We start from the raw sequence: 25,559 nt of genomic DNA, 5'->3' as shown, positions 1-25,559 counted from the left end.
CGTTCATGCAGCTCGACGTCCGTGGACCGCGCTTCGCGGCGGTAGTCACCACGGTGGTTCTCATCGTGACCGCACTCACCCGCAGCGGCTGGCTCGCCGCCGCCCAGGCGGTCGTGTTCGCCGTCGGCGCGGTCAGCGCCCGGCACGCGCCCTACGGGGCGCTCTTCCGCGTCCTGGTCGCACCCCGGCTCGGCCCGCCCCGTGCGGTCGAGCCGGCCGAGCCGGTCCGGTTCGCGCAGGCCGTCGGGTTCGTCTTCGCCACCGTCGCGGCGATCGGCTTCCTGTCCGGCGCCACCGCGGTCGGCCTCGTCGCGACGGCGTTCGCGCTGATCGCGGCGTTCCTCAACGCCGCGTTCGGGCTGTGTCTCGGCTGCGAGGCGTACCTGCTGCTGCGCCGGGTCACCGGGCCGCGTCGCGCCTGAACTCCGCCCGCCACCGGGCGCTCACGCCGTCGGCGTCCGGCAGCATCTCCACCTGCTCGGCCGTCAGGCCGTTCGCGGTGAACAGCTCGATGTCCGCACGGGTCAGCGGCCACGGCGGCCCCTCGGGCACCGGGCCGTCCGGTCGCCACCGCTGGATCACGATCAGCCGACCGCCCGGCGCCACCGTCTCGCAGATCGCCGCGACCGCCGCCTCGCGCAGGCGTACCGGTAGCGCTTGCACCGTGAAGATCTCGACGACCAACTGGTACGCCTGACGCCACGCCTCGGGCAATTCGAAGAGGTCGGCGGCAACATAGTGGACGGCCGAGCCGGGGAACCGGGCGCGTACGCCCGCGATGGCGCTGGGGGAGACGTCGAAGGCGGTGACCTCGAAACCCCGGGCGGCGGCGAACTCCGCGTCGTCGCCGTAACCGCAGCCGATCACCAGCGCCGGTTCGCCGTGCCCGTGCAGCTCGACCGCGTCGGCCCACTCCACCAGCAGCGGATGCGGCACCCTGCTGTCCCACGGCACGGCCGCCGTCCCCGCTTCGGCCTCGGCGTACAGGCGCTCGAACCAGCCGGTCGCGTCGTTGTTCGCGGCGGCCTCGGCGGCCAGCGCGCGGGCGTGCTGATCGGGATCGCTCATATCCCGATGCTAGCGTTGCCCCGTTTCGCCCGGATGCTCAGTCGGCGCGACCGGGGCCGGAGTGCCGGCGCCCTCCCAGACGAACTGTCCGAACGACCACGGAAGGGCGGCTGTCCCGACGGTCAGCAGGATCGCGCCGAGCAGCCGCAGGACCAGAATGGTCGTCCCGGTACGCCATCCGCCGGTCAGCCACCACGGCACCAGTCCGGTGACCACCCCCGGCGCGACGACCAGGAACAACAGGCTGCCCATCGCGGCGCGTGACCGATCCGGCTCGTTCCCGGCAGGGCCCGCAGCGTAGTCCCGCCCTCCCCAGTGGACGGCCCCCGCACCCGTACGCTGACCGTTCGGCGCGAATCACTCACCTTGCGGGCGAGTGCCGGAAAGGGCGGCGAACCTCACGATGTCCGATGGAAATTCCTAAGTTCCCCCGGACTTGAGAGGCGTCAGTGTCTGACAACGAGGCCGCCGACCTCCCGCTCGACTCTCGAGCAAACCCGCCGCGCGACGATCGCGGCCGGTACATCAACTGGCGTCGCCGGTTAGCTGCCGCTGCGGCTGCGGAAGCGGCCGCGGTCGCTGCTGCTGCCGCGTCCGACGCCCCGCCGGCCGGCGCTCCCGAACCGGCCGGTACGCCTGAACCGGTCGAGACGCCGCAGCCGGCCGATGCTGCCGAGGCAGCGGACGCTCCGACCGAGCAGGTGTTCGCCGCCGAACCGCCGGCCGAACCCGCAGCCGCGCCGGCCGAACCTGCCGCGGCTGAACAGCCCGCACCGGCAGACCCGGCGCCCGTCGCCGCACCTGTCGCCGCCGCGGCGGTGAGCGAGCCGCCCGCCACGGAGACGCCGACTCCTGCGCCGACCGCGACGCCGACCGCACCGGCACCGAGTACGCCGGCCGCGTCCGGACCGGGCGGCACCCCGCCGACGGCCCCGCCGCCCTCGGGTACGCCGGAGAAGAAGCGCCGCCCGTGGTGGCTGTGGCTGCTCTTGCTGCTGCTTCTCCTGCTGTGCTGCGTGGCGGGACTGGTCTACTGGGGCAACCGCGACGAGGACACCGGGTCGACGTCGGCCACGCCGTCGCCCAGCGTGGTGGTGACCACGCCCGCGGCGCCCGCGTCGCCGACCGCGGCGGCGTCGGAGTCGTCGACCCCCGGAGGGGCGAGCGCGACGCCGACGACCACTGCGGCCGCCACCGCCACCGCCAGTACCGCGCCGAGCGGCACCGCCGCGCCGAGCCCGTCCCCGACGCCGTCGACGGTGACGATCAGCGTCCCGAACGTGGTGGGGGAGAAGGCGTCGTCGGCGCAGCAGATCCTCACCGACGCCGGGTTCTCCACGATCACCTGCAAGGACCCGTCCGGCAACGTGGTGACCGCGCTGGACGGGTACGTGGTGACCGCGCAGACGCCGAAGGCGGGCACCGCCGTCCCGGCCGACACGCCGATCAACCTGAGCTGCAAGCCGTCGTCGGGCGGCAAGGGCTGAACCGGCGGTGATCCACCGCACGATTCCGGGGCGTTCCCCGACGCCCCGGAATCGTGTTAACCTCAACGCACTATGGAGCTGTGACACCACCGACCTTGCCCGCGCCCGAGGTGACGACACCCGGCGGGCATTTTCTTCAGACCCTTTCGGTGGTGTCTTTTCTTGTCTACGAATCCTTTTCTGGTCGCTCGCGACCTGGTGAAGTTCTACGGCCCCCGGGCCGTGCTCGACGGCGTACACCTGACCGCCTCGCCCGGCCAGCGCATCGGCCTGGTCGGCGAGAACGGCGCCGGGAAGTCCACCCTGCTGCGGCTGCTGGCCGGAGTGGACACTCCGGACGCCGGCGAGATCGTCCGGCCGCCGGACCTCGGTCTGCTCCACCAGGAGCTGCCGTTCGTCGCCACGGACACGGTCGGCGACGTGATCGCCGAAGCCCTGGCCGAAAGCCGGGCCGTGCTCGCCCTGCTGGAGGAGGCCGCCCAGCGGGCGGCCGACGACTCCGCGGCGGTCGACGTCTACGGTGAGGCGCTGACCCGGGCCGAAGAGATCGGAGCTTGGGACGCCGACCGCCGCGCCGACGAAGTGCTGCACGGTCTCGGCCTGGCGGCGCTCGGCCGCGACCGGCGGCTCGGCGAGATGTCGGGCGGTCAACGGTCCCGGGTGGCGCTCGCCGCGCTGCTGGTCCGGCAGCCGTCGGCGCTGCTGCTCGACGAGCCGACCAACCACCTCGACGACGAGGCGGTCGCGTTCGTCGAGGAGCGGTTGCGTGCGCTGCCCGGCGTCGTCGTGGTCGCCAGCCACGACCGGGTGTTCCTCGACGAGGTGTGCACCGACATCGTGGACCTCGATCCGGCTCAGCACATGACCGGCCGGCGCGGGCCGACCCGCTACCGGGGCACCTACACGGACTACCTGTCGGCGAAACGGGCCGAACGGGCCCGATGGGAGCAGGCCTTCCTCGCTCAGCAGGACGAGATCAACCTGCTGCGGCACGCGGTCCGCGTGACCGCGCGCCAGGTCGGCCACAGCGGGCGCGCGCCCCGCGACGGTGACAAGAACATCGCCTTCGCCAAGGCCCGCGCGATCGAGGCCGTGGTCTCCCGACGGGTACGCAACGCGCAGCAACGGCTCACGGTGCTCGAACGGGAGCAGATCCGGAAACCTCCAGCGCCCCTGGAGTTCCGGGCTCCGGCGATGACGGCGTCGGCCGATCCCGACGACGGCCCGTTGCTGTCCGTACGCGGACTGCACGTGCCCGGCCGGGTCCAGCTCGACCGGCTCGACGTGAGCGCGACCGGTCGCCTCCTGGTCACCGGGGCGAACGGCAGCGGGAAGTCCACGTTGCTCAGTGTGCTCGCCGGCCGCCTCGACGCCGGGGAGGGTGTCGTGCTGCGCCGCCGCGGTCTGCGTACCGCCATGTTGGCGCAGGACGACGAGTGGCCGGACCTGTCGCGTACCCCTAGGGAGATGTATGAGACCGGCGGCCCGGCGGTGCCGCTCGTGGAGCTGGGTCTCGTGGCGCCGCGTGATCTCGACCGGCCGGTGGGCGCGCTGAGCGTGGGGCAGCGACGGCGCGTGGCGCTGGCGTTGCTGCTGGCGCGGCCACCGCACCTGCTGTTGCTGGACGAGCCGACCAACCACATCTCGCTGGCCCTGGCCGACGAGCTGGAGCAGGCGCTGGGCACCGCGCCCGGCGCGGTCGTCATCGCCTCGCACGACCGGTGGCTGCGCCGTCGCTGGGCGGGGCCGGAGCTGGCGTTGCCCGAGCGGCAGGTCAGTCCAGTGTGATCTCGCGCCGGACGACCCCGGAGGCGACGGTCTCGACCGCGAGCCCGGCGGTGAACGCGCGGGCCCGCAACAGGGCCAGCGCGTCCGCCGGGCCGCAGCCCATCCGCTCGCAGAGCATGCCGACCGCGCGGTGGATCGTGCTGCGGCCCGAGCCGGCCGAGAAGAACGTCAGGTAGGGAAAGCCGCCGGCGCTGTCCGACGCGAGCAGCACCGACTGGGTCAGGGCGTCGGCCACCTGGCCCAGTCGGCGCACGATCGCTCCGGCATGCCCCGGGCCGAACACCGCCAGCGCGCCGAGGCGCGACCAGCGTGACCCGACGGGGACCGCGATGACCTCCCGTACGCCGAGGTCGGCCAGCGCGGGCAGGTAGAGCGGCCAGCGCTGCGCGTCCGATCGGCTGCCCACCTCGGCGACCGCCGGCTCGCCCGCCCGGACCGCATCGGTCATCGGCCCCTCGCTGAGCATCAGCTCCAGATCCTGCGCGGCCTCGGCCACCCCGTCGGAGGCGGAGGCGTACGCCTGCGCCAGGCTGCTCCCGACGAGGGTCAGCGCGGTCGGCGCGCCGACGATCTCCGCCATCGCGGACATGAACGGCTCCACGCCGAGCGGATCGTCCAATCGCCAGTTCCGCAGCCGCTCGGCGTGGGCCAGATGGATCCGCCGGGTGGCGAGGTGACGCTCGGCCGAGCCGCGATTGATGGCCGACATCCGCTCGTGCAGCTTGCGTTGCTCGGCGGACCCCGTGTCGAGGAGGCCCTCGTGCCGCTCGGCGAACCGCAGCGACCGTTCGGCACATTGCCGTTCGTGCTCGGCCATCGCGGCGGCGAGAAGGATCGCGGCGCGGAGTTGATCACTGGACGTCATCAGGTCACCAGCGGTCGACGGCCGCCGCCTCCCGTGCCAGAGTCTCGAGCGGCACATCGCGCTCCTCGGCGTCCCGCCGCATGCGCTCGTACGCCTCGTCCGGGGTGACGTTCCAGCGTTCGGCCAACCGGCCGACCGCCTGCTCGATCCGGACCCGCTGGTCGAGGGCCACACTCAGCCGCCGAGCGCGGGCAGCCGCGGCGTCCCGGCGGCGAGCCTCGATCAGGACGGCCGACGCGGTGACGGCCAGCGCCTCGGCGACCTCGATCCGGGGTACCTCCAGCCCGACCCAGTCCTCGCAGTACAGCGTGACGGTGCCCAGGATCTCGTCGGCGTCCCGCAACGGCAGCACGGTCACCAGGCCGATGCCGGCCGCCAGCGCCCGCTCGGCGACAGCCGGCCACCGGCCGTCGTGCGGCAGCAGCCGCGTGTTGACCAGCGACCGCCCGTACGCGCGGACGTAGCGAGCCGGGGTCGGCCCGTCACCGGCCGCCACATCCTCCAGGACGTACGCGCGTTCGTCCGAGGCGGCCATGACGTGCGGGCAGTCACCGACCGGGCCGACGCTCACGCCGACGGACGGTACGCCCACCGCCGCGGCACAGCTGTCGGCGAAGACCTGCAACACCTCTGCGGCCGACGACTCCGCCAGGACGCAGCGGGCGATACCGGCGAACGCTCGGGCCACCCGCGTCTGGTCGGTCATGTTCTCAGCATGCTCCACCTCGGACGGCGCGCATACCCGGATTGAAATCTCCATCCTCCGGGTATGCGATCCCGACCGGAAAGGAGAGGCCATGTCACCGGCACAAGTCATCCTTCTGCTCGTGGTCGTCGTCATCCTCGGGGCGGCCGCCGTCTTCGCCGTCCGGATCCAGCGCAGTCGCAGACTGCAGGCGACCTTCGGCGACGAGTACGAACGTCTGGTCACCGAACACGACAGCAAGGCGGCGGCCGAGAAGGAGTTGCTCGAACGGCAACGTCGGCATGCCGACCTCGACCTTCGGCCACTGACGCCGGACGCTCGAAGCAGATACGCTGACGAATGGCAGGAGGTCCAGGCGCGATTCGTCGACGCGCCCGAGGACTCCGTCGGCGCCGCCGACGAGGTCGTGACCCGGCTCGTGGGTGAGATCGGGTACCCGACCGGAGATTACGACGACCAGGTCGCGCAGCTGTCCGTCGACCATGCCCGAACGCTTTCGGCCTACCGGCGGGCTCACGAGATCAGCGAGCGCGCCCGCCGCCACGAGGCGTCCGTCGAGGAACTTCGGCAGGCGGTAGTGCAGTACCGCGAGCTTGTCGCCGATCTGCTCGGTGAGGAGCCCGTACCACCTCAACGGCCGCAGCCGACCTCCGAAAGTCGCCCGGCTTCGCGGCCCTGACCCGCCGCGCCCCCCACGACGCGGCCCATTGTTCGCCGCGTACCACGACGCGGCACGAGTCACCGCGTCCCCCGACGCAGTGTGAAAGGGGAAGGCTTATGCAGTCAGACAAGATCCGGGGGCCGCTGGCGCCTTCGGATCACCCGGAGGAGGAGCCGCACGTCATCGACGACTTCGCCGCCGACATCGACAACCACGTCACCGCGCCGGAAGCCGACCCCGAGGTCGACGAGCAGCGCCTGGTGGTACCCGCCCAGCGGGAACCCGCCGACGACGCGACCGACGCTCCCGGAGGCCCCGATGCGTCCGATGTGGACGCGACGGTCGCCGCAGTGGACGACGACGCGGCCGACCTGGCGGAGTCGCCGACCTCCGCGGCGGAGGCGGACGACGCAGAGGCAGCCGACGACGCGGAACCGAGCGCGGAGACCGACGTCGCCGAGTCGCCGGCCGACGAAGCGGACGAGTCGACAGACGAACCGGTCGACGAACCGGTCGACGAATCGGTGGACGCGGAGAGCACCGACGAGATCGCTGACGCATCAGACGAATCGGCTGACGAAACTGCCACCGATGAGCCGGTAGCCGAGGCCGACGAGGCCGCAGCGGTGGAAGACTCCGACACGGTAGCGGAGCCGGCCGCGGAGGCCGACGAAGCCGAGTCGCCCGGCGACGAAGCGGACGCAGTGGAGCCGAGCGGCGAGGCGGACATCGTGGACGCGGCCGACGATGGCGACGTCATGGACGAGCCGGCCGGCGAGGCCGACGCGGCAGACGATGTGACAGACGATGTGACAGACGAGGCGGACGAAGGCGCGGCCGTCGAGGACGTGGCCGAGTCCGGGGACGAGGAACCGGGCGGCGAACCCGAGGAAACGGCCGAGGTGGTCGACGCGGCCGACCTGGCGGAGTCGCCGGGCGCAGAGTCGCCTAGTGCGGAGTCGTCCGGTGCGGACGAGCTGGAGGAACCTGTCGCCGAGGTGGACGAGCCTGTAGCCGAAGCGGCTGAGACTGAAGCGGCGGACGACGTGGCCTCCGGCGAAGCCGTCGACGCGGTGGAAGCGCCCAGCGCCGAGACGGACGCGGCTGACGAAACGGCGGAAGACGCTGACGCGGCGGGAGACGCCACGGTGGAGGATGCCGCTGCGGAAGACGCCGTGGAAGACACTGCGGTGCAAGCAGCTGTCGTCGAGCCGATCGCGGCGGAATCAGCTCGGGAAGCAGACGACGCTGGGGAGTTCGCTGGGCAAGCGGAAGTAGCGGAGGAAACGGCGGCCGTCGCGGCAGAAGCGACGGACGCCGGGTCAGTGGCGGACCCGCTGCCGGTCGTGGCCGGCCTATGGGACGCGACGGCGGCGGAGAATCTGCGCAGCCGGTGGCACGAGGTCCAGGTGCGGTTCGTGGACGATCCGGCGGCTGCGGCTCGGGATGCTCAGGCGCTCGCCGACGAGGCTCTGGAGGGCCTCACCGCGGCGTTGGCGGAGCGGAAGCGGGCCCTGTCCGAGTGGGAGGACGCCGAGGGCGACACCGAACGGCTGCGGCAGGCTGTTCAGCGCTACCGGGACCTGGTCGAGTTCGCGCTGCCCAAGGACTAGCCGCCCGAACCAGCGGCCCACGAAGTAGCCGCTCGAGGAAGAGACGCCCGGGTGGGGTGGCCGCCGGAAGCCAGATCCGGCGACCGCCTCACCGGGTCATATCTTGATCAGGGTCACTTCCACGTTGCCACGGCGACAGGGAAATGACCCTGATCATGCGTCTCCCGACGGCGCTCCAGGCGCGGCCTCAGCGGAGGGGGAGGAAGTACGCCGAGCGCGCGCGGCCCAGATGGCGTACGAGGGATCGCGGTCGAGGTTGTGCCGGTCGCGGTCGTAGCGGCGGGTCGTTCGCGGGTCGGCGTGGCCCATCGCGTCCTGCACGTCCTCCAGCGGTACGCCTTCAGCCCGGGCCGTGGTCGCGAACGCGTGCCGCAGGGAGTGCGGCGACAGATGTTCGGCGCTGGGGATCCCGGCCCGTTTGGCGAGCTGCGGGATGAGGCGCTTGACGGCATGCCGGTCGACGGGTGCGCCCGTGGTGGTCACGAACACCGGCCCGGTCAGCTCGTCGACGGCGACCCCCGCCAGTGCGGCCCGCGAGTCCAGGTACGCGTCCAGCGCCGCCGCCGTCCCAGGTGCCAACGCCCGGCGACGGGGACGGCCGCCCTTGCCGACGAACCGGATGGTCCGGTGCCCGCGTTCGTGGCCGAGGTCGTCCAGGTCGAGTCCGCACACTTCGCTGACCCGCAGGCCGAGGTCGGCGAGCAGGGCGATGATGGCGTACGCCCGGACGCCGTCCGCTTTGGCGGCCCGCAGGATGGCGTCGACCTCGGCCGGGCTCATCCCGATCGTCGTCGAGTGGTCGCGGCTGACCTGCGGCCGGTCCGCGCCGCCGACGGGGTTGGCGGTGACCGCCTCCAGTTTGAGCAGGAAGTCGTACCAGCTGGACAGGCCGGACAGTTTGCGGGCGATCGTGGTCGGCGCGAGCGGCTTGCCGGTACGCGGGTCGACGGCCGCCTCCAGCGCGCGGGCGTACTCGTTGACGTGGGTGAACTTGACCGACCGGGGGTCGATGTCGTGTTCGCCGCACCAGGCCAGGAACGAGGTGACGTCCCGCCGGTACGCGTCCCGCGTGTGCTCCGACAGCCGCCGGTTGTGCAGCCACGCCTCGGTGAAGTCGGCGTACTCCTGCACGGGGTGCATCAGCGCGCCCGAGCCGGACCGGGGGACGATCTCCATGATCCCAATCTACCGCCCAGGTCCGACACCGGAAGCCGTCCGACACTGCGCGCCGTCCGACATCGAGAGCCGTCAGACTCGGGTGTCGATCCAGGACACGGCGTGGGCCTCGGTCAGGTCGGGCGTCTCCCAGCGGCCGATCATCCGCTCGACGGCCGCGGCCGGCACCGGCGACGTACGCGCTGAGTTGCGCGCCGAGATGACACCGGGCGGGGCCTCCAGGGAGACGACGTGGACGCGGGCGCCGTAGCCGGCCGCGAGCGAGACGATCTGCTCGCGTACTTGGCGGGACACGTTCGTGGCGTTCCACACGAACGGGGTCCGGGTCCGCAGCAGCGTTCGCGCCGCCGAGCGGGCCGCCGCCAGCACCGGCCCCTGCGGCGCGGTCGGGCGTACGCCCAGCGTCGCGCGCAGTGCGTCCAGGCTGATCACCGGCAGATCCAGGCCGGAAACGAAGTGGTCCTTGCCGACGCCGGGCAGCCCCGACAGCACGGTCACGGTGAACGTCGTGTCGTCATAGGCCGCCCAGCGGGGATCGCGCCCCGGGGTCGCGAAGTACGCGTACCGCGCGTGATCGTTGGCGAACGGCCACGGCCGGTCGAGGACGCCGAGGTCGGCGCAGTACTCCCGGAACAGCGCGATGTTGTCCAGCACCGAGGAGGCGTCGCCGCAGATCCGGCCGAGGATGTCCGCGGTGGCCAGCATCGCCAGGTCGTCGTTGCGCGCCGTGATCGACACCCGGAGGACGATCTCCTCCAGATCGTCGCGTTCCAGGGCCCAGAACGGGACCTGGTGGTGCCGCACCAGCGCCGCGACGTGCTCACGGAACCCGAGTGGCGCGTCCAGCTCCCACAGCAGCCGCCGGGCCAGCAGTTCGCCGCGCCGGGAATGCCCGTGCGCCGTCACCGACCCGTCGGCCTCTGTCTGCGTACAAAATGGTTTGGCGACATCGTGAAGCAACACGGCCGCGAACAGGCGGACCCGATGGTCCGGTTCGAGCGCGCGCCAGGACGGCAGCGACGTGAGCACCTCGGCGGCCATCCGCGTGTGGGTGGCCACGTCCCCCTCGGCGTGGTGGCGCGGGTCCTGCTCGACGCCTTCCAGGCGGCGCAGCCACGCGAACGCCGCGCGCAGCCGCGGCCAGTCGACCGTCCATTCCGGACCGCGCGGGCACAGGTCGTCAAAGATGGGCATAGAGCGCCTCCGGGTCGGCGAGCCGGTTGGGCACGATCGGGCGGTCGGCCCAATGCGTGCCGGAGTCGAGGATGGCGGTCAGGAAGCTCGCGCGCACCCACTTGTAGCGCTCGACCACCTGGCCGCCCTCCTCGACCTTCAGATACAGGCCCTCCATGTCGTCGGCGCGGTCGGTCTCCGCGACGACCCGGTCCGCGTCGGTCCCGGCCTCGACGGCGGCCGCGCGCAGGTTCTCGCGCCACGCGCTGGTCCGGCAGGTGGACGGCCCGACCAGCGCGGTCAGCTCGCTCGCCGCCGTGAAGCGGCCTTCGCGCAGAACCGGGACGCTCGTGATCGGCAGCCCCGCGAGCAACTCGCGACGGCGCGGCGTGCTCAAGAACTCACTGGTACGCACATCGAACACATCGAATTCGCAGAAGTAGTGCGGCAGCGCGTCGTAGAACACGGTGTGCTTGGCGTACAACCATTCGCCGTAGAGCACGAACCGGTCGCCGAGCACCGGGCGCAGCCGGTCGGCGACGGTCGCCGCCCACGACTTCAACGGGGCGAACTGCTTCTCGCGGGGACCGCCGGTCAGGTAGTGCCCCCGCGATTGCAGCCGCAGCCGCCCGCCGGCGTCGAAGCTGATCCCGGCGTTGGCACCGTCGAGTTTCTCCTCGACGACCAGGTGACGGCCGCGTACGGCGGCGAACGGCGCCTGGGCGAGGTCGTGGTCGCCTGGTTGCAGACGTGACCCGGCCAGGTGCGGCGTCCGCGGATACTTGATCACCCGACAGTTATAGGGTCCGGAAACTCGGTTGTGCCAGGGATTTCACCAATGCGCGAGACGCACGTGACACGCGTTCGCATTGATGCACTAGGGTGTGCGCTCATGATTCGGATCTCGACCAAGTACTTCTGGTTGGCGTTCATGTTCGCCTTCTTCAAGCCGTGGCTGGTCATCGACGGCCAGCAGCACCGGCTGCAGTGGGGCGACAACGCTATCCCGGCCGCGCCGGGGCAGCACCACATCTCCATCTGGATCCCGTACCTGTGGAAGGTCGGCGAGGCCAGCCTCGTCGTCGACAACAGCTACGGTGAGGCGCAGGTCTTCTACGCGTCGCCGCCGTGGGCGTTCGGCGCGGGCGCGATCGGCACCACCCCGCAGGAGTCGCCGAACAAGACCCTCGCGCTGATCCTCGGTCTGGGTCTGCCGGCGCTGATCATCCTGTGCTGCTGCTGCGGCACGATCCTGTCGTCGATGAGCAACAGCTGATCGAAGTACACCCCCAGGGGGACGTCCGGACGCGGGCGTCCCCCTAATCATGTTCAGGTGTCGGTCGGCAACGCGATCAGCCGGAACCTGGCCTTGAGCCACGGCAGCAGCACCCGGTACGCCGCGATGGTCGTCGGCTTGCCGTTGTCGTGCGACAGCACGATCGACCCCGGGCGTACGCCGCTTTCCACCGCGCTGATCACGTGGTTGGTCATCGACGACCCGGTGCCGTACTTGCTGCTCTCCCAGTCGCGCGGGTCCAGCGACCAGTAGATCGACGTCATCCCGAGATCCTTGGCGATCTGCACCAGCCGGGGCGTGAAGTTGCCGCCGGGCGCCCGGAAGTACCGGATCTTCGCGTCCGGGGCGGCCGCGTGGATGACCTCGTTGGTGTGCTCCAGGTCCCGCTTGATGTACGCGTCGGTCCGCTTGTCGTCGGCCAGGTCCAGCAGGTGCTGCCACGAGTGGTTGCACACCGTGTGTCCTTCGGCGACGATCCGGCGCACGAGGTCGGGATGGTCCCGCGCCCGGAAGCCGACCAGGCAGAACGTCGCCTTCACCCCGCACTGCTTGAGCATGTCCAGCATCTTCGGGGTGTTGATCGGGTCCGGGCCGTCGTCGAAGGTGAGCGCCACGTTCTGCGTACCGGTGACGCTGACCGAGCCGGCCGGGCCGTGCCCGCTGGCCGGCGAGCGCACGAGCGGGACCGTCGACTTGCACGACAACGCCCCGGACTCCGTACGCGACTTGGTCGGGCTCGGCTTGGGCGACGGCTTGCGGGTCGGGGACGGCGTCGGGCTCGGCGACGGGGACTCGGCCGCCGACGGCGACGGCACGGCGCTGCTGAGCTCCGGCGTCGGCGAGGCCGGCTCGGTCTGGCCGGGCGGCGCGGATCGCGGGCTCCCGGTACAACCGGTGAGCAGCACGGTGACGGCGACAAGCGCACCGAGCAGCGCCGGGACGAGGCGCCGCGAGCGGATGGGGGGCACGGGCGGCTCCTGGGGAGTCGGGGTGCCGCGAGACTACCCCGGCGACCGGATACGGCGAAAGATCGGCGATGCCACCAGATGACCGTCCGCTGTGGCAGCATGCACGCTCATGGGAGAACACGAGCTGCGCGACGAGGTCCTCGCCGCCGCGGCGGCCTGGGTGTGGACGCCGTACGACGCGACCGTCGCGACCAGCGACGACGTGACCGTCGTGGTCCATGAGGGCAAGGGCACCGTGCAGCGGGCCGACGGCGCCGACCCGGCCCGCCTGGTGACCCAGGCGCTGCGGCTGACCGGCGCCAACGGCGGCGAGGCCGTCGTGTTCGTCGTCCATCCCTTGACCACGCCCGCCCATCTCGGCGACGAGCTGACCCGGCGGGGCAGCGAGATCGTCGGCGAGCACGACATCTGCGCGTACGACTTGAGCGAAGGACTGCCGGAGCTGGCCGCCCCGGCCGACGTCACGATCGAGCGCGTGGACACGCCCGAGCAGCTCGCCGAGGCGTACGCGGTGGCCGCGGAAGCCTTCGGTCAGCCGCTGCCGTCGCCCGAGTTCGCCGCCGGCGAGGCCGCCGAGCTCGCTCAGCAGATCGCCGCCGGTGCGGGGCGGACGATCTTCCGGTATCTGGCGCGGATCGACGGGCGCGCGGTCGGCTCGGCCGGCCTCACCATGGACGACGGCGTCGCCAAGCTCTGGGGCGGCGGCGTGCTGGCCGACACGCGTGGGCGTGGGGCGTACCGGGCGCTGTTGGCCGTCCGGCTGGCCCAGGCCGCCACCCTGGCGGCGAGGTTCGCCCTGACCAGGGCACGGATCGGCACGTCGAGCCCGATCCTGCGCCGCGCCGGGTTCGTCGCCTACGGCCGGGAAGTCCAGCATCAGCTGCCGGTACGCCGCGCGTCGGCGGAGCACTACCGCTCGTTGCCGCACAAGATCCTCGGGTCGGGCGCGGTCTTCTTCGACGAGTCCGGCCGGGTGCTCATCGTCGAGCCGTCCTACAAGGACCACTGGGAGATCCCGGGCGGTGTCGTCGAGCGCAACGAGCCGCCGCTGGCCGGGGCGCACCGCGAGGTCCTCGAGGAGCTGAGCCTGGACCGGTCGCTGGGCCGGCTGCTGGTCGTGGACTGGTCGCCGCCCCGGGGCCGGCGCACCGTCGACCTGATGGCGTTCGTCTTCGACGGCGGCGTGCTCACCGAGGCCGACGTGGCCGCGATCCGGCTCCAGCCGGAGGAGCTGCGCGGCTACCGGTTCTGCCGAATCGACGACGAGGTCAACGAGACGGCTGGGCTGCTGCCGCCGATCCTGACCAAGCGGGTCGCGGCGGCCGTGCGCGCGCGGGCCGCCGGGGTCACGGTGTACCTCGAGTCGGGTGACCCGATCGACGGAACGGTGACTCCTTCACAGGGATGAGCCGCGATGTCGTGAAAGTGTCACGGCACTCAGCGGTACGCCCGATTCGGCGGCATTGATGACCGCCTGTCCGCTGTGGCGCACCGCACATTGTCAATCACCTGACGTCATTTCCATTTCCCTGGATGTGTTCCGGCTGGCTAGCGTTCCGCCAATCCGTTACGCCACAAGCGCTTCCAGGAGTCACTCATGCACCCCTATGAATCTGCCGGCCGGACCGGCCGGGCGATCGTCGTCGGCGGGAGCGTCGCGGGCCTGCTGGCCGCGCGAGTCCTCGCCGACGCGTTCGACCACGTCCTGGTCCTCGACCGCGACGAGATGCCGCTGCAGGCCGCCCATCGCAAGGGCGTACCGCAGAGCCGGCACGCCCACGGACTGCTCGACAAGGGCCGGGCGATCCTCGACGAGCTGCTGCCCGGCTTCACCGCCGACATCGTCGCCCGGGGCGCGGTCACCGCCGACACCCACGCCGACGTGATCTGGTACAACGACGGCCGCCGGATGCTGCGCGCCCCGTCGGACATGACCGCGCTGTGCGTGAGCCGGCCGACGCTGGAGGCGTACGTGCGCAGCCGGGTCGCCGCCCTGCCCCAGGTCGAGATCCGCGCCGGCGTCGCCGTCGACGGGCTGACCGTCGCCGACGGCCGCGTCACCGGCGTACGCACCCGGGACGAGATCCTGCGCGCCGACGTCGTGGTGGACGCGACCGGGCGCAGCAACCGTGGCCCGGCCTGGCTGACCGAGCACGGGTACGCCGCCCCGCCGGAGGACACGGTCAAGGCCGGCTTGGTGTACGTCACCCGGGAGTACCGCCGTGACCCGGCCGCCCAGGACTACGCCGCGATCGTCGTCGGCCATCACCCGGCCAACCCGACGAGCACCGGTACGCTCGCCGCCGAAGGCGACCGCTGGATCGTCACGCTGATGGGGGTCAACGACGACATCCCGCCGCTGGACGGTCCCGGCTTCGAGGCGTACGCCGCCCGCCTGGACGGGCCGGAGCTGTCGCGGCTGCTCGCCACGGCGGAGCCGCTGACCGAACCGACCCGGTTCCGCATCGGCCCCAGCGCCCGCCGCCGCTACGAGCGCTGCGACCGGCTCCCGGAGGGCTACCTCGCCCTCGGCGACTCGCTGTGCTGCTTCAATCCGGCGTACGGGCAGGGCATGACGACGGCCGCGATGGCCGCCCAGTGGCTCGGCCAGTGCCTGCGTAGCGGCCGCGACGGGCTGACCAGGCGCTACTTCGCCGGGGTGACCGCCATCGTGGACACTCCGTGGGACATCACCGTGTCCGGGGATCTGCGGTTCCCGCACGTGCCCGGTACGCGGACCGGCCGGGTCAAGCTGCTCAACGCGTACCTGTCGAAGGTGCACGTCGCGGCGCAGGCCGACCCGTTCGTCGGGCAGACCTTCCTGAAGGCGGTCAACTTCCTGATCAGCCCGCAGCAGCTCATGTCGCCGCGGATGCTGTGGCGGGTGTGGCGCGGCCGCAAGGCTCAGCCGGTCGCGCAGACGGCCCCGCGGGATCTGACGCCGGTCGCCTGACCGTCGCGGTAGTCAACGTCGCGGAAGTCCCCGGCAAACCTGACGGTGGTTGTCCGGTTTGCCAGGGACGCTGACTCGCATGAACACCACATGGGAACGCCCTTTGAAGGGCAGGGTCGCGCTCGTCGCGGGCGCGACCCGCGGCTGCGGGCGGGCCATCGCCGTGCACCTCGGACTGGCCGGCGCCACCGTGTACGCCACCGGGCGGACCACCCGCGCCCGGCCGTCGGAGATGGGCCGGCCGGAGACGATCGAGGAGACCGCCGAGCTGATCACCGGCGCGGGCGGCACGGCGTACGCCGTCGAGGCCGACCATCTGGTCCCCGAGCAGGTCGCGGCGCTCGTCGCCCGGATACGCCGGGAGCAGGGCCGGCTCGACGTGCTCGTCAACGACATCTGGGGCGGCGACCCGTTCTCCGAATGGGACAAGCCGCTGTGGGAGCACGATCTCGGCAAGGGTCTGCACATGCTGGACGTCGGCCTGCGTACCCACATCATCACCAGCCATTACGCGCTCGGGCTGCTCAGTGAGCGGCCCGGCCGGCTGCTGGTCGAGGTCACCGACGGCACGGCCGAGTTCAACCGGGCGTACCGGGGCGAGTTCTTCTACGACCTGGTGAAGGCGTCGATCAACCGGATCGCGATGGCGCAGGGCGAGGAACTGGCGAAGGTCGGCTGCGTGGCGGTCGGGGTGACGCCAGGATTCCTGCGCTCGGAGGCCATGCTGGACCATTTCGGCGTCACCGAGGCCACCTGGCGGGACGCGGCCGGTCCGGACAACCCGCACTTCTCGCTGTCGGAGTCGCCGGACTACCTGGGCCGGGGCATCGCCGCACTGGCCGCCGACCCCGACGCCGCCCGGTTCGGCGGGCAGACGCTGAGCAGCGGGCAACTGGCGAAGGAGTACGCCATCGTGGACAACGACGGCACCCGGCCCGACTTCTGGGCGTACGCCGCCGCCAACAGCCTGGACAGCCAGGGTGTGATCGACGACGCCCAGTGGCGTTAGCCGCCGTCCGGGTGTGCTGAGTTGCGGGCGGCCAGTCTCCGGCCGGTCTCGGCCAGGGCCGCCCGCAACTGCGGCGGGTCGAGGACTTCGACGTCCGGGGCCAGCGCGATCAGCTGATGCTGCGCGATGTGCAGCGTCTCGACGAGCAGCTCGGCCTCGACCCAGCCGTCGGCGTCGGGCGCGCCGACCTGGCCCAGTTCCTCGACGGTGTTCCGGCCGAGGTGGCGGGCCAGGTCCGGCAGCACCCGGGCAGGCAGGCGTACGCGGATCGTGGCGTGCAGGATGCTGCGGTCGAACTCGGCGGCGGCCGTCGCCCAGTACTCGGCGAGCACGAAGCCGGTCGGCCGCTCGAACCGCTCGCCCGTCCGGTCGACGGAGCGGATCCGGGCCACCCGGTAGGTACGCAGGTGGCCGGCGGCTTTCTCCGTGACGCCGCCGGTGGCTTTCGTGGCGGCGCCGATCGCGGCGGCGGCGGTGGGGATGGCGGCGACGGCGTACCAGATCCCGGCCTTGAGGACGAGCCCGAGCGGGTCGACGGTCCGCTGGACGGTCTGCCGGCCGCGCTCGTAGCTGATCCGCAGCCGTTGCCGGTCGAAGACGGCGGCCGCGACGTCGGCGAGGTGGGGCAGCGGCTCGTCGCGGTGGAACCAGCCGGGCGCGTCCAGGTGGAACCGTTCGCCCAGCTCCTGGGCGCGGTCGCGGGCGCCGGCCGGCAGGGTCGCGAGCAGCTTGGCCTGGGCGCTGGTCGCCGCGCCGGCCAGCCCGAGATCGGCGAGCGCGGCCGGGACTCCGCTGACGAACAGGGCGGCCGCTTCCGGCCCGGTGAGCCCGTCCAGCCGCGTACGCCATCCGTCGAGCAGCCGGATGCCGCCGCCGCGCCCGGGTTCGGAGTAGAGCGGCACCCCGGCGGCCTGCAACGCCGCCACGTCCCGCAGGATGGTGCGCTCGGAGACCTCGAGGATCGCGGCCAGCTGACCGGCGGTGGCGCTACGGCGCGCCTGCAGCGTGAACAGCAGCGCGATCAGTCGCTCCGACTTCACCCCGACACCCTATGGTGATGGTTGATGAAGCGCTATCGGGGGGAGCTGCTCACGCTGGTCCTGCTGCTGCTCGTCGCTGCGGCGGTCGCCTGGTGGTGGGATGAGGGCCAGCTGGACGACGACCCGTCCGTGTCCACCGCGACGTACGCTCCCTCGGCTGCGTCGTCCGGTGGGGCATCGGCTCCGTCGGGTGGAGTCGCGGGCAAGGACGCGGCGCTCGCCTTGCTGGCTGAGCTGCCCCGGGCCGCCCAGTCCCATTGGGACAGCTACACCCGCGCGTCGTTCGGCGATCCGCTGTGGACCGATGACACCGACGCCCCCGGCGGCCGCGACGGCTGCGACACCCGGGACGACGTGTTGCGCCGCGACCTGACCGGGGCCCGGCTCGGCACAGGCAACCCGTGCGTGGTCCTGTCCGGGGTGCTGCACGACCCGTACACGGGCAAGCCGCTGCGGTATGACCGCAGCCGCGCGTCCGAGATCGAGATCGACCACGTGGCGGCGGTCGCCGCCGCGTGACGGCGCGGAGGCGACCGCGCTCGGGCAGATGCTCACGACGTGTTGAGGAACCTCGCTCCGGGGGGCGGTGTCCCTCTCACATGAGACGCGCTCTGCTGACCGTGGTCCTGTTCGCCGCCGGTTGCACCGCCACCCCGGCCTCTGCTCCGACCGCCGTTTCCTCCGCGTCGTCCGCCGGCATGATCGGGCCGGCTGCCGCCTGTCCCGCGTCGGCCGCTGCCGAGCCGCTCGTACGCCAGGCGTACGGGCAGGGAGTGGAGATGTGGGTGATGCTGTTCCCGACGCAGCCGACCCTCGTCGCCGGGCAGACGCTGAAGATCGTCGTACGCCTCACCGGCGGCCGGCAGGTGACCGTCACCGCCGACGGTCCCGGTCAGCGGCGGATCACCCCGGAATGGGGGCCGGAGTGGCACGGCGACAGCACGTTCGACAAGCCCGGCGGCGAGTTCGGCGTCGGCCTGGACTTCCCGGCCGCGGGCTGCTGGACCGTACGCGTCGTCAACGAGTCCGGGTCGGGCGAGCTGACGCTGCGGATCGGCGACCGCCCGTCGGCCTCACCCAGCTGAGCGGGCGGCCTCCAGGTCGGCCCGGGTCAGCAGCGCCCGCAGGGCGATCCCGTCGGCGGCCAGCGCCTCGGCGCCGCCCTCCTGCCGGTCGATGACGCACAGCGCCGTGTCGACGATCGCGCCGAGGTCGCGTAGCTGCCGGGTCGAGATCGCGATCTGGCCGCCGGAGGTGACCACGTCCTCGACGATCACGACCCGCCGCCCGGCGAGGTCGGCGCCCTCGGCGAGTCGGCGGGTGCCGTACTCCTTGGCGATCTTGCGGACGAACGCGCAGGGCAGCCCGGTGTGGCGGCCGAGCGCGGTGACGACGGCGATGCCGCCCATCTCCAGCCCCGCCAGCACCTCGGCGTACGCCGGGACGAGCCCGGCCAGCGCTGCCCCGACCTCGTCGAGCAGCACCGGATCGGCTTCGAACCGGTACTTGTCGAAATACTCCGTCGCGACCCGGCCGGAGCGCAGCCGGAACTCCCCGGTCAGGTGACACGTTTCCTGGATCTTGGTCGCCAGCACGGCCCGAGCTTATCCGGCGTCCGCGGACCCGGTTAGATGGAACCCATGGCCGACAAGATCAGGTGGGGCGTCCTCGCCACCGGCGGCATCGCCGCCACGTTCACCGAAGACCTGCGTACGCTGCCCGACGCCGAGGTCGTGGCGGTCGGCTCGCGCAGCCTCGCCAGCGCCCGCGCGTTCGCCGAGCGGTTCGACATCCCGCGCGCCCACGGCAGCTGGCAGGACCTGGCCGAAGATCCCGACGTCGACGTCGTCTACGTCGCCAACACCCACAACGCGCACTTCCCGGCGGCGGAGCTGATGCTGCGCGCGGGCAAGAACGTGCTGTGCGAGAAGGCGTTCACGCTCAACCTCGCCCAGGCCCAGGCGCTGATCGACCTGGCCCGCGACCGCGGTGTCTTCCTCATGGAGGCGATGTGGATGCGGACCAACCCGGCGTTCCGCCGGATGCTGGAGATGCTCGCCGACGGGGCCATCGGCGAGATCAGCACGGTGCACGCCGACTTCCACCTGGCCGGCCCGTTCGCCGCCGACCACCGGCTGCGCGACCCGCACCAGGGCGGCGGCGCGCTGCTCGACCTCGGCGTCTACCCGGTGACCTTCGCCCACGCCGTGCTCGGCGTGCCGTCGTCGGTGACCGCGTGGTCGGCGTTGAACCCGGAAGGCACCGACGCCAACACCGGCATGTTGTTCGGCTACGCGCACGGCCCGCATCAGGGTGCGCTCGCGGCGCTGACCTGCGGCATCACCGCCGACAGCCCGGTCCGCGCGGCGGTGTCGGGCACCCGTGGCCGGATCGTGCTCGACTCGATCTTCTTCCGGCCCGAGGAGTTCACCCTGCACCGGGCCGGCGCCGACCCGCAGACCATCCGCGTGCCGTTCACCGCCCGCGGGATGGTGCACGAGGCGATCGAGGTGATGCGCTGCGTACGCGAGGGGCGGCAGGAGAGCCCGCTGGTCAGCTGGCAGGACACCCTCGACGTGATGGGTCTGCTCGACGGCGTACGCGCCCAGGTCGGCGTGGTCTTCCCGGGCGAGCGGTAATTTTCTCGCGGGAGCTGTCCGGTCGGCCGTCCGCCGATCGTCATCTCCGGTGAAAGCAACTTCACCAGCGAAGGAGTTCACCGTGAAGTACATGATGTTCGTCTGCGTCGACGGCGACCCCGACACCGACCCGGCGCCGGAGCCCGACATCGACGAGTGGGTGGCGACCAACGACGCGAAGGGCCGCCGGCTGCGGGGACACGTCCTCGCCCCGGCCGACGCGGCGACCACGGTCCGCGTACGCAACGGCCAGCTGCTGGTCTCCGACGGCCCGTTCACGGAGACCAAGGAGCTGATCGTCGGCTTCGACCTGCTGGAGTGCGCCGACCTCGACGAGGCCATCGAGGTCGCGCGGACGCACCCGATGGCGCGCGGCGGCCGCATCGAGATCCGCCCGTTCGCCGACTTCGAGCAGTGACGACGTCCGGGTGAGGGCTCGATGACGACGCAGTCTTCGGCCGCGGCGGCTCGGGGCGCCGCGGCCGAGGCGGCGGCCGACGCGTACCCCCGGATCGTCGCGGCGCTGATCCGGATCACCGGCGACTGGACACTGGCCGAGGACAGCGCTCAGGACGCGCTGGCGGCCGCGCTCGAACGCTGGCCCGCGGACGGCGTACCGGGCAATCCGGGGGCGTGGCTGATGACGGTGGCCCGCAACCGGGCGCTGGACACGATCCGGCGCGCGACCGTGGAACGCCGCAAGCTCCGCGACGTGGCCGTCCTGGCGTTGACCGCCGCGACCGGCGAGCCGCTGCCGGCCGAAGAGGTGGTCGACGACCGCCTGCGGCTGATCTTCACCTGCTGCCATCCTGCGTTGGCGCTGGAGGCCCGGGTGGCGCTGACCCTGCGCACGATCTGCGCCGTGCCGACGGCCGACATCGCGCGTGCGTTCCTGACCAGTGAGTCGACCATGACCCGGCGGCTGACGAGGGCCAAGACGAAGATCGCCGACGCGGGCATCCCGTACGCCGTCCCCGAGGGCCCGGCGCTGACCGAGCGGCTGCCCGGCGTCCTGGCCGTGCTGTATCTGCTGTTCACCCACGGCTACAACGCCGACGGGGAACCGGCGTTCGCCGCCGAGGCGATCCGGCTGACCCGGCTGCTCGCCCGGCTCATGCCGCAGCAGCCGGAGGCGTCGGCGCTGCTGGCCCTCATGTTGTTGCAGCACTCCCGCCGGGCGGCCCGCCGCGACGCCGACGGCAACCTCGTCACGCTCGACAAACAGGATCGCGCCCGCTGGGACCACGCGGCGATCGCCGAGGCGGTCGACCTGCTCGCAGCCGTGCCCGGCGACGGCCCGTACGCCCTCCAGGCCCGGATCGCAACCTGTCACGCGACTGCGCCGTCCCCGGAGCAGACCGACTGGGCCACCATCGCCGACTGCTACGACCAGCTCGTCCGCCGCCAGCCCAGCCCGGTCATCGAGCTGAACCGGGCCGTCGCCCACGGGTACGCCTTCGGCCCGGCGGCCGGCCTGGAACTGCTCGCGAAGGCCCGCGCCGGGGGAGCCCTGGACGACTATCCGCTCGCCTTGGCGGCCGAGGCCGACCTGACCGCCCGCGACGGCGACCGCGAACGCGCGGCGGACCTGTTCCGGGAAGCGGCCGCCCGGACCCACAGCGAGTCCGAGCGGCGGGCGTTGCTCGACCGGGCGGCCGAGAACGCCTAGTCGTCCCAGGTCATCGAGAGATCGGTGAGCTGCAGTCTCGGGACGGGCTTCTTGGGCGGGTCGAAGGTGGCCAGCTCCGCGTTGAGCCGCAAAGCGTGGTGAATGGCCTCGCCCCGGCCCGGCCACTGCCGCTCCAGCTCGCTGGCCTCGAGGATGTCGGCGACGCCGGCCATCGGCAGGAAGACGAATGTGGAGCGTTCGGTGTCGGCCAGTTCCTCCGCCACGGCCAGGTCCGACGCGAGGTCGGCGAGCAGATTGCGGCCGAACGCGTCGGACTGCGAATACGCGGCGATGAACGTCGACGTCGGGATGCCGACCTGGCTGATCTCGGCCCACGCCTCGACGTCGTCGGGGTCCTCGCCGATCGCCTCGTTCTCCTCCATCACCGACCGGACGAACTCCGACACCGGGATGGCCTGATCGACGCTGGCGTAGGCGAGCATGGCCGAGGTGTCGAGCACCGCTCGGACCGTCATGCCGGGTTCCGCCGCTGATGGGCGTCCAGGGCGGCGACCCGCGCCTCGGCCTCGTCCAGCGCCTTCTGCGCGTCGCGGACCTCTCGCTGCGCCCGCGCGGCCGCGTGGGCGGCGCGCTGCCGCTCGATGTTCGCCCGGACCTTGGCCTGCACCGTGGGGTCGACGTTGTCGCCGACCGCCCGGCGCAGCAGCGCCTCGGTCCGCATCCGGCGGTCGGAGGCGCGGGCGGCGGCGGTGAAGTAGGCGGACACGTTGTCGACGTTTTCGATCAGCCGGGCGACGTCCTCCGGCACCGTAATCGTCACACGCTTCGCGGGCATACCGTCATACTATCGCCGCTCATACCGCGGTGACTAGGAGACTTTCAGGATCGCGGCGGTCGCGTTGTCGTTCCCGCCGGTCGCCAGCGCCTCGGCCAGCAGCTGCGTGCACATCTCGGCCGGCGTCGCGCCCGAGCCGAGCACCTGCGCCAGCTTCCGGTAGGACACCTCCTCGCCGATGCCGTCGGTGCACAGGCACAGCACGTCGCCCGGGCGCAGCGCCACGTTGAGCACGTCCGGCTCCGGCGCGTCCGGATGCCCGACATAGCGCAGCAGGTGGTAGCGGGCCGTCTGGGCCTGCCGCGAGTCGTGCGGCCACCAGCCGTTGACCGCGCCCAGCCAGGCCTCGGTGTGGTCGACCGTCAGCTGCTCCAGCAGCCCGTCGCGCCACCGGTAGCAGCGTGAGTCGCCGACCTGGGTGATCCACGCCTGCGCACCGTCGACCACCAGGGCGGTGAGCGTACAGCCGGTGAGCTCCGGCCAGGCCCGGCCGCCGTCGATCACGCGCCGCTGACATTCGGCGACCGCCGCGCGTAGCAGGTCCGCGCTCGGCGCGCCGGTCCGCGTGACCTCCCGGAAGGTGTCCACAGTGGTACGCCCAGCGAAGGCGCTGCCCCGGCCGGACCCCATCCCGTCGGCGACAACGAGGACCGTGCGGTCGGCGGGTGGGCCGTCGACGGCGAGCACGTCGTAGTTTTCCGGGTAGCGGTTGCCGATCTGAGTGTCGCCGGCGACGGAGAGCTGGGGCGCGGTCATTTCCGCGACGCTACCGGCTCGGCCTCGGCGCCGGCGGCCGGGTCGCGCGCCGGGGTCTTCTTGTCGGCCGCTCGCTGGGTCGCCAGCACCGAACCGGCTAGCACCAGCGCGAACCCGATCCCGATCCCGGCGGTGAACGGCTCGCTCAGCACGATCACGCCGAGGAGCACCGCGACCGCCGGGTTGACGTAGGTGATCACCGGGCCCCGGACCGGGCCGACCTCGGCGATCAGCGCGTTGAACACGGTCAGCGCGACCGCGGTGCACAGCACGGCGAGCACCACGACCGCGATGATCACGTCGGCGCCGGGCATGGTCGCCGGGTGCTGCATGATCCCGGCCGGGGCGTAGATCAGCGCGGACAAGGTCAGCGACACCGCCATCACGGCCAGCCCCGGCACGCCCTTGAGCTGCCGGTTGAGGATGAACGGGCCGACGGCGTACCCGACGACGACGATCGCCATCTGCACCAGCGCCCAGGCGTCGTCGGCCGACAGGTCGAGCCCGACGAGGGCGGTCACCCCGGCCAGCCCGACGCCCAGGCCGAGGATGCGCCGGGGACCCAGGCGCTCACCGCCGGTCGCCCAGCCCAGCAGCGCCGCCACCAGCGGCACCCCGGCGATCAGCAGCCCGGCCAGCGAACTGCTCAGCCGCTGCTCGGCGGAGGTCAGCAGGAACCACGGGACGGCGATCTCGGCCCCCGTGAACGCCAGCAGCGCCTTCCAGTGGGGTAGCAGGGCGCGCAGCTGGCCCCGGGCGATCGCGATCGGCAGCAGGATGAGCGCGGCGATCGCGCACCGCCAGAACACCACCGACGCCGGGGTCAGCCCACCGACGGCGATCTTGATGAACAGGTAGGGGACACCCCAGATGATGCCCAACGCGGCGAACAGCAGCCAGCCCTTACGCGACACGCGCCCATCTTAGGCCGGTACGCCGACACGACCGGACTGCGGAGATCAGAATGGGACGGTGACCCGAGCGCGGCCTGCCGTCGTTCGAACGGCTGGCCGCGCTCGACGATCCCGACGCGCGCTAAATCGTCCGGGAGAACCGCAAGACGAAACGGATGCCCGCGCTCAGTCCCGGCCGCGCAGATAGCTGAGCAGGCGCAGCACCTCCAGGTACACCCAGACCAGGCCGAGGACGATGCCGAACGCGGCGAACCAGCCGTAGCGGGCCGGCAGGCCGTTGCGCACACCCTGCTCGACGACGTCGAAGTCGAGGATGAAGGTCAGCGCCCCGATGACGATCATCGCGAGGCTGAAGATGATGCCGATCGTGCCGGCCTCGCGCAGCCCGGTGTTGATCCCGAACAGCGCCAGCACCCAGTTGCCCAGCATCAGGACCACCGCGGCGATCAACGCGCCCATCAGTCCCTTGGTGAACCGCGGGGTGGCCCGGATGACCCGGAACCGGTAGAGGATCAGCATCACGAAGAAGATGCCGATGGTCGCCGCGACGGCCTGGGCGGCGATGCCCGGGTAGACCCGGTTGAACCATTCGCTGATCATGCCGAGCGCCGCGCCTTCGAGCAGGGCGTACGCCCCGATCAGGAGCGGGCTGGTGGACTGCCGGAAGCTGACGATCAGGCCGACGATCAGCGCGGCGATGGCGCTGCCGAAGACCGCCGGTCCGGTGAGCCGGTCCGGCACCCAGATCCACGCGGCCGCGGCCGCCAAGGTGAGCAACGCCATCAGGGCGAGGGTGCGGCCGATGACGCCGTCGACCGTCATCACACCGGTACGCGCGCTGGTGACCACGCCGGGATAGGTCGCGGTGCCGCCGCCGGAGCCGGGCTGATACCAGCCGGGATCACCGTACGCACTCGTCGCCGGGGTCTCGGACAACTTCGCCAAGGCGGGGTTGGAGCTCTGCATCCTCCGATGGTGACA

General features: G+C 72.1%; 29 protein-coding genes. 14 read left to right on the top strand and 15 right to left on the bottom strand.

Going from position 1 to position 25,559, the window contains the following annotated elements:
- Window positions 1-5 precede the first annotated feature (5 nt).
- Complete coding sequence (locus tag HDA40_RS01600; protein ID WP_253750551.1) at window positions 6-422, top strand: DUF4395 domain-containing protein; 417 nt, start codon at window positions 6-8, stop codon at window positions 420-422.
- On the opposite strand, the gene HDA40_RS01595 is transcribed toward HDA40_RS01600, so the two are convergent.
- Both HDA40_RS01595 and HDA40_RS01590 read right to left on the bottom strand, forming a co-directional pair.
- Window positions 400-1,068, bottom strand: coding sequence for a class I SAM-dependent methyltransferase (locus HDA40_RS01595; protein WP_253750550.1), 669 nt, complete (start codon window positions 1,066-1,068; stop codon window positions 400-402). The two genes, HDA40_RS01600 and HDA40_RS01595, sit on opposite strands and share 23 nt — an antisense overlap.
- A 9-nt stretch (window positions 1,069-1,077) precedes the next feature.
- Entirely contained in the window at window positions 1,078-1,320 is a 243-nt protein-coding gene (locus HDA40_RS01590; protein ID WP_253750547.1) for a hypothetical protein, read from the bottom strand.
- A gap of 197 nt (window positions 1,321-1,517) precedes the next feature.
- Between HDA40_RS01590 and HDA40_RS41930 the strand changes: the two genes are divergently transcribed.
- Both HDA40_RS41930 and HDA40_RS01580 read left to right on the top strand, forming a co-directional pair.
- Window positions 1,518-2,555, top strand: coding sequence for a PASTA domain-containing protein (locus HDA40_RS41930; protein WP_253750544.1), 1,038 nt, complete (start codon window positions 1,518-1,520; stop codon window positions 2,553-2,555).
- 162 nt (window positions 2,556-2,717) lie between these two features.
- Complete coding sequence (locus tag HDA40_RS01580) at window positions 2,718-4,343, top strand: ABC-F family ATP-binding cassette domain-containing protein (protein ID WP_253750541.1); 1,626 nt, start codon at window positions 2,718-2,720, stop codon at window positions 4,341-4,343.
- Here HDA40_RS01580 and HDA40_RS01575 read toward each other — a convergent pair.
- Complete coding sequence (locus HDA40_RS01575; protein WP_253750538.1) at window positions 4,330-5,208, bottom strand: ANTAR domain-containing protein; 879 nt, start codon at window positions 5,206-5,208, stop codon at window positions 4,330-4,332. The two genes, HDA40_RS01580 and HDA40_RS01575, sit on opposite strands and share 14 nt — an antisense overlap.
- A 4-nt stretch (window positions 5,209-5,212) precedes the next feature.
- A complete protein-coding gene (locus HDA40_RS01570; protein ID WP_253750535.1) occupies window positions 5,213-5,914 on the bottom strand; it encodes an ANTAR domain-containing protein in 702 nt (233 codons plus the stop codon).
- Between the two features lie 91 nt (window positions 5,915-6,005).
- Between HDA40_RS01570 and HDA40_RS01565 the strand changes: the two genes are divergently transcribed.
- A complete protein-coding gene (locus HDA40_RS01565; protein WP_253750533.1) occupies window positions 6,006-6,593 on the top strand; it encodes a hypothetical protein in 588 nt (195 codons plus the stop codon).
- Window positions 6,594-6,691: 98 nt separating this feature from the next.
- A complete protein-coding gene (locus HDA40_RS01560) occupies window positions 6,692-8,188 on the top strand; it encodes a midas domain-containing protein (RefSeq protein WP_253750530.1) in 1,497 nt (498 codons plus the stop codon).
- 153 nt (window positions 8,189-8,341) lie between these two features.
- On the opposite strand, the gene HDA40_RS01555 is transcribed toward HDA40_RS01560, so the two are convergent.
- The 3 genes from HDA40_RS01555 to HDA40_RS01545 form a co-directional block, all read right to left on the bottom strand.
- The gene (locus HDA40_RS01555; protein WP_253750527.1) at window positions 8,342-9,364 is read right to left on the bottom strand and encodes a tyrosine-type recombinase/integrase; all 1,023 of its coding nucleotides are present in this window, start codon (window positions 9,362-9,364) and stop codon (window positions 8,342-8,344) included.
- A gap of 72 nt (window positions 9,365-9,436) precedes the next feature.
- Window positions 9,437-10,558: an AAA family ATPase gene (locus HDA40_RS01550; protein ID WP_253750524.1), complete on the bottom strand. Its 1,122-nt coding sequence runs from the start codon at window positions 10,556-10,558 to the stop codon at window positions 9,437-9,439.
- On the bottom strand, window positions 10,545-11,327 hold the full coding sequence (locus tag HDA40_RS01545) for an RNA ligase family protein (RefSeq protein WP_253750521.1): 783 nt from the start codon (window positions 11,325-11,327) through the stop codon (window positions 10,545-10,547). The genes HDA40_RS01550 and HDA40_RS01545 overlap by 14 nt, the downstream gene beginning before the upstream one ends.
- A gap of 102 nt (window positions 11,328-11,429) precedes the next feature.
- Between HDA40_RS01545 and HDA40_RS01540 the strand changes: the two genes are divergently transcribed.
- Entirely contained in the window at window positions 11,430-11,813 is a 384-nt protein-coding gene (locus HDA40_RS01540) for a hypothetical protein (RefSeq protein ID WP_253750518.1), read from the top strand.
- Between the two features lie 53 nt (window positions 11,814-11,866).
- On the opposite strand, the gene HDA40_RS01535 is transcribed toward HDA40_RS01540, so the two are convergent.
- Window positions 11,867-12,802: a polysaccharide deacetylase family protein gene (locus HDA40_RS01535; RefSeq protein WP_253750515.1), complete on the bottom strand. Its 936-nt coding sequence runs from the start codon at window positions 12,800-12,802 to the stop codon at window positions 11,867-11,869.
- 109 nt (window positions 12,803-12,911) lie between these two features.
- On the opposite strand from HDA40_RS01535, the gene HDA40_RS01530 reads away from it, so the two are divergent.
- The 3 genes from HDA40_RS01530 (at window position 12,912) to HDA40_RS01520 (ending at window position 16,764) form a co-directional block, all read left to right on the top strand.
- Window positions 12,912-14,210, top strand: a complete 1,299-nt coding sequence (locus tag HDA40_RS01530; protein ID WP_253750512.1) for an NUDIX hydrolase — start codon at window positions 12,912-12,914, stop codon at window positions 14,208-14,210.
- A 189-nt stretch (window positions 14,211-14,399) separates the two neighbouring features.
- Window positions 14,400-15,755, top strand: coding sequence for an NAD(P)/FAD-dependent oxidoreductase (locus tag HDA40_RS01525; RefSeq protein ID WP_253750507.1), 1,356 nt, complete (start codon window positions 14,400-14,402; stop codon window positions 15,753-15,755).
- A 79-nt stretch (window positions 15,756-15,834) separates the two neighbouring features.
- Entirely contained in the window at window positions 15,835-16,764 is a 930-nt protein-coding gene (locus HDA40_RS01520) for an SDR family oxidoreductase (protein ID WP_253750504.1), read from the top strand.
- On the opposite strand, the gene HDA40_RS01515 is transcribed toward HDA40_RS01520, so the two are convergent.
- A complete protein-coding gene (locus HDA40_RS01515; RefSeq protein ID WP_253750501.1) occupies window positions 16,761-17,804 on the bottom strand; it encodes a helix-turn-helix transcriptional regulator in 1,044 nt (347 codons plus the stop codon). The genes HDA40_RS01520 and HDA40_RS01515 overlap by 4 nt on opposite strands.
- 24 nt (window positions 17,805-17,828) lie before the next feature.
- Between HDA40_RS01515 and HDA40_RS01510 the strand changes: the two genes are divergently transcribed.
- Complete coding sequence (locus tag HDA40_RS01510; protein ID WP_253750498.1) at window positions 17,829-18,323, top strand: HNH endonuclease family protein; 495 nt, start codon at window positions 17,829-17,831, stop codon at window positions 18,321-18,323.
- An 80-nt stretch (window positions 18,324-18,403) separates the two neighbouring features.
- Window positions 18,404-18,889: a hypothetical protein gene (locus HDA40_RS01505; protein WP_253750495.1), complete on the top strand. Its 486-nt coding sequence runs from the start codon at window positions 18,404-18,406 to the stop codon at window positions 18,887-18,889.
- On the opposite strand, the gene HDA40_RS01500 is transcribed toward HDA40_RS01505, so the two are convergent.
- Window positions 18,878-19,399: an orotate phosphoribosyltransferase gene (locus HDA40_RS01500; protein WP_253750492.1), complete on the bottom strand. Its 522-nt coding sequence runs from the start codon at window positions 19,397-19,399 to the stop codon at window positions 18,878-18,880. The two genes, HDA40_RS01505 and HDA40_RS01500, sit on opposite strands and share 12 nt — an antisense overlap.
- Before the next feature lie 45 nt (window positions 19,400-19,444).
- On the opposite strand from HDA40_RS01500, the gene HDA40_RS01495 reads away from it, so the two are divergent.
- The 3 genes from HDA40_RS01495 (at window position 19,445) to HDA40_RS01485 (ending at window position 22,112) form a co-directional block, all read left to right on the top strand.
- Entirely contained in the window at window positions 19,445-20,443 is a 999-nt protein-coding gene (locus HDA40_RS01495; protein ID WP_253750490.1) for a Gfo/Idh/MocA family protein, read from the top strand.
- 82 nt (window positions 20,444-20,525) lie between these two features.
- The gene (locus tag HDA40_RS01490; RefSeq protein ID WP_253750488.1) at window positions 20,526-20,861 is read left to right on the top strand and encodes a YciI family protein; all 336 of its coding nucleotides are present in this window, start codon (window positions 20,526-20,528) and stop codon (window positions 20,859-20,861) included.
- Window positions 20,862-20,882: 21 nt separating this feature from the next.
- Window positions 20,883-22,112 (top strand): RNA polymerase sigma factor, encoded by a 1,230-nt coding sequence (locus HDA40_RS01485; RefSeq protein ID WP_253750486.1) that lies wholly within the window; start codon window positions 20,883-20,885, stop codon window positions 22,110-22,112.
- Here HDA40_RS01485 and HDA40_RS01480 read toward each other — a convergent pair.
- The 5 genes from HDA40_RS01480 to HDA40_RS01460 form a co-directional block, all read right to left on the bottom strand.
- Complete coding sequence (locus HDA40_RS01480) at window positions 22,109-22,588, bottom strand: hypothetical protein (protein WP_253750483.1); 480 nt, start codon at window positions 22,586-22,588, stop codon at window positions 22,109-22,111. The two genes, HDA40_RS01485 and HDA40_RS01480, sit on opposite strands and share 4 nt — an antisense overlap.
- Window positions 22,585-22,908, bottom strand: a complete 324-nt coding sequence (locus tag HDA40_RS01475) for a hypothetical protein (RefSeq protein WP_253750480.1) — start codon at window positions 22,906-22,908, stop codon at window positions 22,585-22,587. The genes HDA40_RS01480 and HDA40_RS01475 overlap by 4 nt, the downstream gene beginning before the upstream one ends.
- A 33-nt stretch (window positions 22,909-22,941) precedes the next feature.
- Entirely contained in the window at window positions 22,942-23,664 is a 723-nt protein-coding gene (locus tag HDA40_RS01470) for a PP2C family protein-serine/threonine phosphatase (RefSeq protein ID WP_253750477.1), read from the bottom strand.
- Window positions 23,661-24,578 carry a DMT family transporter gene (locus HDA40_RS01465; protein ID WP_253750474.1) on the bottom strand — a complete coding sequence of 306 codons (918 nt, stop codon included), beginning with the start codon at window positions 24,576-24,578 and terminating at the stop codon, window positions 23,661-23,663. Before HDA40_RS01465 ends, HDA40_RS01470 begins: the two co-directional genes overlap by 4 nt.
- A 165-nt stretch (window positions 24,579-24,743) precedes the next feature.
- A complete protein-coding gene (locus HDA40_RS01460) occupies window positions 24,744-25,544 on the bottom strand; it encodes a Bax inhibitor-1/YccA family protein (protein ID WP_253750471.1) in 801 nt (266 codons plus the stop codon).
- Window positions 25,545-25,559 lie beyond the last annotated feature (15 nt).

Origin of the sequence: Hamadaea flava (assembly GCF_024172085.1) — a bacterium.
Taxonomy (GTDB): Bacteria; Actinomycetota; Actinomycetes; order Mycobacteriales; family Micromonosporaceae; genus Hamadaea; species Hamadaea flava.
This window is presented reverse-complemented; position numbering and strand designations above follow the sequence as displayed.